Annotated in this window: 3 protein-coding genes and 1 pseudogene; 2 read left to right on the top strand and 2 right to left on the bottom strand. The window is 62.3% G+C overall.

Annotation, left to right across the window (positions count from 1 at the left end; genetic code table 11):
• Positions 1-271 precede the first annotated feature (271 nt).
• Positions 272-1,417 (top strand): annotated as a pseudogene (locus ACO2RV_RS24935) (IS3 family transposase).
• A 16-nt stretch (positions 1,418-1,433) separates the two neighbouring features.
• Here the strand turns inward: ACO2RV_RS24935 and ACO2RV_RS24930 are convergent.
• Positions 1,434-2,102: a nitroreductase gene (locus tag ACO2RV_RS24930; RefSeq protein WP_423296892.1), complete on the bottom strand. Its 669-nt coding sequence runs from the start codon at positions 2,100-2,102 to the stop codon at positions 1,434-1,436.
• 367 nt (positions 2,103-2,469) lie between these two features.
• On the opposite strand from ACO2RV_RS24930, the gene ACO2RV_RS24925 reads away from it, so the two are divergent.
• A complete protein-coding gene (locus ACO2RV_RS24925) occupies positions 2,470-2,880 on the top strand; it encodes a MarR family winged helix-turn-helix transcriptional regulator (protein WP_423296891.1) in 411 nt (136 codons plus the stop codon).
• 61 nt (positions 2,881-2,941) lie between these two features.
• Here ACO2RV_RS24925 and ACO2RV_RS24920 read toward each other — a convergent pair.
• The coding region (locus ACO2RV_RS24920) for a LysR family transcriptional regulator (RefSeq protein ID WP_423296890.1) at positions 2,942-3,872 on the bottom strand (931 nt) is incomplete at its 5' end.

Here is a 3,872-nt window from a genome sequence, read left to right as displayed (position 1 = left end):
ACCTCCGCCACCATTGACCCCACTGCCGCTGCGCCACACCAACGCTCCGCGGCAGTGGGGTCAATGCCCCAGCCCGGGGTCAATATTCGGCGCCGATATGGGGTCAAGTTTCCATGCCGATTGACAGCGTGGTGCCAGTTCCTTGGCGAGATGTTTGCCCGCCGAGTCCACGGCCGCGTTGACCGAACCCTTGAGGACGCTGCCGACTGGCCTGCCCCCTGAAAAGTGGTCCTCCGTGAAGTAGGCTTTCGGGCCTTTGGAGGATGGCGCAATGGCGCATAAGAAGCACAAGCCTGAAGAGATCGTCGGGAAGCTTCGGCAGGTCGACGTTCTGGTGTCGCAGGGGCGCCCCGTTGCCGAAGCGATCCGGGCGATCGGGGTGACGGCGTTCACGTATTACCGCTGGCGCAAGGAGTTTGGCGGGCTGAAGAGCGACCAGGTCAAGCGGCTGAAGGAACTCGAGAAGGAGAACGAGCGGCTGCGCAAGGCTGTCTCGGATCTGACGCTGGAGAAGCTGATCCTGAAGGAAGCTGCGTCGGGAAACTTTTGAGCCCCGCCCGGCGCCGTCGCTGTGTCGAACACGTCGTGATCAAGCTCGGCGTGTCGGAACGGCTGGCGTGCCGGGTTCTGGGGCAACATCGATCGACTCAGCGCAAGGTGCCGGCGGGCCGTGCCGACGAGGCAGCCCTGACCGCGGACATCGTCGAACTCGCCACCCGGTACGGACGCTATGGCTATCGCCGGATCACGGCCTTGCTGCACGCCGCCGGCTGGATGGTGAACCTCAAGCGGGTCGAGCGGATCTTGGCGGCGAGAGGGGCTGAAGGTGCCTGCCAGGCAGCCGAAGAAAGGCCGGCTCTGGCTCAATGACGGGTCCTGCATTCGGCTGCGGCCGGAATATCCCAACCACGTCTGGTCCTACGACTTCGTCGAGGATCGCACCCACAACGGCCGGAAGTTCCGCATGTTGAATGTCATCGACGAATATACCCGGGAATGCTTGGCGATCCGCGTCGACCGGAAGCTCAACTCGACCGCCGTCATCGACGTCCTGACAGACCTGTTCGTACTGCGGGGCGTGCCGGGGTATGTTCGATCGGACAACGGCCCGGAGTTCATCGCCCAGGCGGTGCGGGACTGGATCGAGGCGGTCGGCGCCAAGACCGCTTTCATCGAGCCAGGCTCGCCGTGGGAGAATGGCTATTGTGAGAGCTTCAACTCCAAGCTCCGCGACGAACTCCTCAATGGCGAGATCTTCTACAGCCTTGCCGAGGCCAGGATCGTCATCGAGAGCTGGAGGCAACACTACAACACCGAGCGACCTCATTCCGCACTCGGCTATAGGCCTCCGGCGCCGGCTGTCGTCCTGCCGCCTCCGGCAACATCAAACCCGGCACAAAGGCCGACAATGCATTAGGATCAAACTGGACCACTCAAGCGGGGCAGGCCACGGCCCGTTCGGTGCGGAAGGCGTTTGCCGGGTGTACAGCATCCTCGTAGCCGAACGAGATGCCGCACAGGATGAGCCGGTCCGGCGGGATGTCGAAATGCGTCCGGACGAAGGGCGACAGCGAGGCGAGCGAGGCCTGCGCGATGCTCGTGACCCCGAGCGCCTGCGCGGCCAGCATAAAGCTGGTGACATAGCCTCCGCAATCCACGGCGCCGTAAGTTCCCAGCATCGCATTGGTGGTGACGATCGCCACATGCGGGGCACCGAACAGGCGGAAATTCTCCCGCGCTTGGCGGGCCGAGCCCTCGCGGTCGCCGCGCTCGATACCCACTGCGGCGTAGAGCTGGAACCCGCTCGTGCGCCGGCGCACACCATAGACGCCGTCGTACCGCGCAGGAAAAGCTATGTCGGGCTGCCGCGGATCATCGAGATGTGCCAGGAGGGCGTCGCGGAAACGGCCGGTGGCGGCGCCGCGCGTGACGATCACCTGCCAAGGCTGGGTGTTGCACCATGACGGCGTCATCTGCGCCATGCCCAATATGCGCGTGATGACGGCGTCGTCGACAGCATCAGGCCGGAAACCACGGCAGCTGTGGCGTTCCCGCAGCAGGTGCTCCAGGACTTTCGCGTTCGCGTCGCTCGTTATGTGCATAAGGAGATCCTGACCGCGCCGCCGCTAGCGGCAAAGTGAGCCGGTGGCCGGAGGAGGCGGGGCGAACATGCATCCGGCCGAGACGGACCACGAGACTGCGTTGGTCAGCCGCTAGCGGTCGGGGAATTCCGTTACAGCGGCTGTGAGGTAGAGGGGGCAATGCTCAATTTATTGAGTATACGCATTATCACGATTATTCGCGGACAGGCAAGCACCAGCCTATGCCGATCTTGCTGTGACTATGATAGACTTATATTATAAGGAGATAGCCGCCGATATGACGCCCAGGAATTCTCCGCAGAAGGTGCCCTCATCCGGACCTGAAGACATCGCGGCAACGTTGAATCTAGCGGAGGGAGCCGCGTTCATGGTCCGCGTGATCGGAACCCGAGCCACTGCCCTCTACGAGCAGCTGACAGGACAATCGGACATCACGCCGCAGCAGTTCGGCGCGCTGCTTACCTTGCACCAGAAAGGAACCCTGACTTTGTCGGAGCTGGCTAGCGCCATCTTCGTCGACCGCAGCACACTTGGGGAAATGATCCGCCGAATGGCGGCCCGCGGACTGATCAGCCGAACCACCAATGGCAGCGACCGACGCTCGACAAAGGTCAGCATCACCCCAGCGGGAACCAGCGCCCTGTTTCAACTGGTAGAGAGTGCGGCGTCGTTGCAGAATACGCTTCTGGCGGCAGTGCCGAGGGAACACCGAAAACTGTTCCTTCAATGCATGAAGGCCATCGCATTCGGATCATCCCCGAGCAGCAAGAGTATATGACGCCGCAGATCTGCCGTATCCCGCGACGGTAGCTCCTGAAACAATACCCGATATGTATTCGTCAGTAGAGGAATTTTTCCGCGACCACGGCGTTAATGATAAATTCGCGCACATAGTTCATCCGCGCAATAGTCCTTACATCGTCGTGAGCAACGATCCAATAGGTTCGCTTCACCTTGTGCGGAAGAACTTTGTGCAAGGCCGGATGACTCTGCGCGACATAGTCATGCAGCACTCCGATGCCGATCCCTGCCATTGTCGCCTCCATCTGCCCGATCACGCTGGCGCATTCGAAGCGTAGGGAGTCCGGAATGCCCAGTTCGCTCAGATAGTTCAGCGAGCTGGAAAACATCAGGTCGGCCACGTAGCACACGATGCGGTGCGAGCGCAGTTCCGAGACGTCGGCGATGGGGCCGTGGCGATCGAGATACTCGGCGCTGGCATAAAGTCCGAGGGTGTAGTCGGTTAGCTTCTGCAGGTGCAGGCGGCCCGTGTCAGGCGGGTCGATCGTGATCACCAGATCCGCTTCGCGCTTGGCAAGCGAGAATACGCGCGGCAGGGGCACCAATTGAATGGTCAGGAGCGGGTGCCGCGCCAGTAGCGGACCGAGCCGCCGCGCGAGGAAATAGGTGCCGAATCCGTCCGGAGCGCCGATTCTCACCGTGCCCGACAAGGCTGAATTCGTCCCGGAGATCGCACTCTCGGCCTCGATCGCGGTGGATTCGATCGTCTCCGCCGCGACCATCAACCGGTCGCCGGCTTCGGTCAGGCGATATCCTTGCGGGTAGCGCTCGAACAGCTTCGTCTTCAGCACCGCCTCCAGCGCCGCGAGCCTCCGGCTCACCGTCGCATGATCGACCCGCAGCTGGCGCGCCGCGAGGGTCAGGCGTCCGGCCCGTGCCACGGTGAGGAAGAATCTGAGGTCGCCCCAGTCGAAACCATGCATGGCCCCATCCTCGTATGCGCATTCTTGCACAGCAAGGGGGCAATAT

The sequence above is a fragment of the Ancylobacter sp. VNQ12 genome, assembly GCF_049445835.1.
GTDB lineage: Bacteria > Pseudomonadota > Alphaproteobacteria > Rhizobiales > Xanthobacteraceae > Ancylobacter.
This window is presented reverse-complemented; position numbering and strand designations above follow the sequence as displayed.

Coding starts and splice junctions, on each gene's coding strand:
- ACO2RV_RS24930 (WP_423296892.1), bottom strand. CDS start 2,102: ATGCACATAACGAGCGACGCGAACGCGAAAGTCCTGGAGCACCTGCTG.
- ACO2RV_RS24925 (WP_423296891.1), top strand. CDS start 2,470: ATGGTCCGCGTGATCGGAACCCGAGCCACTGCCCTCTACGAGCAGCTG.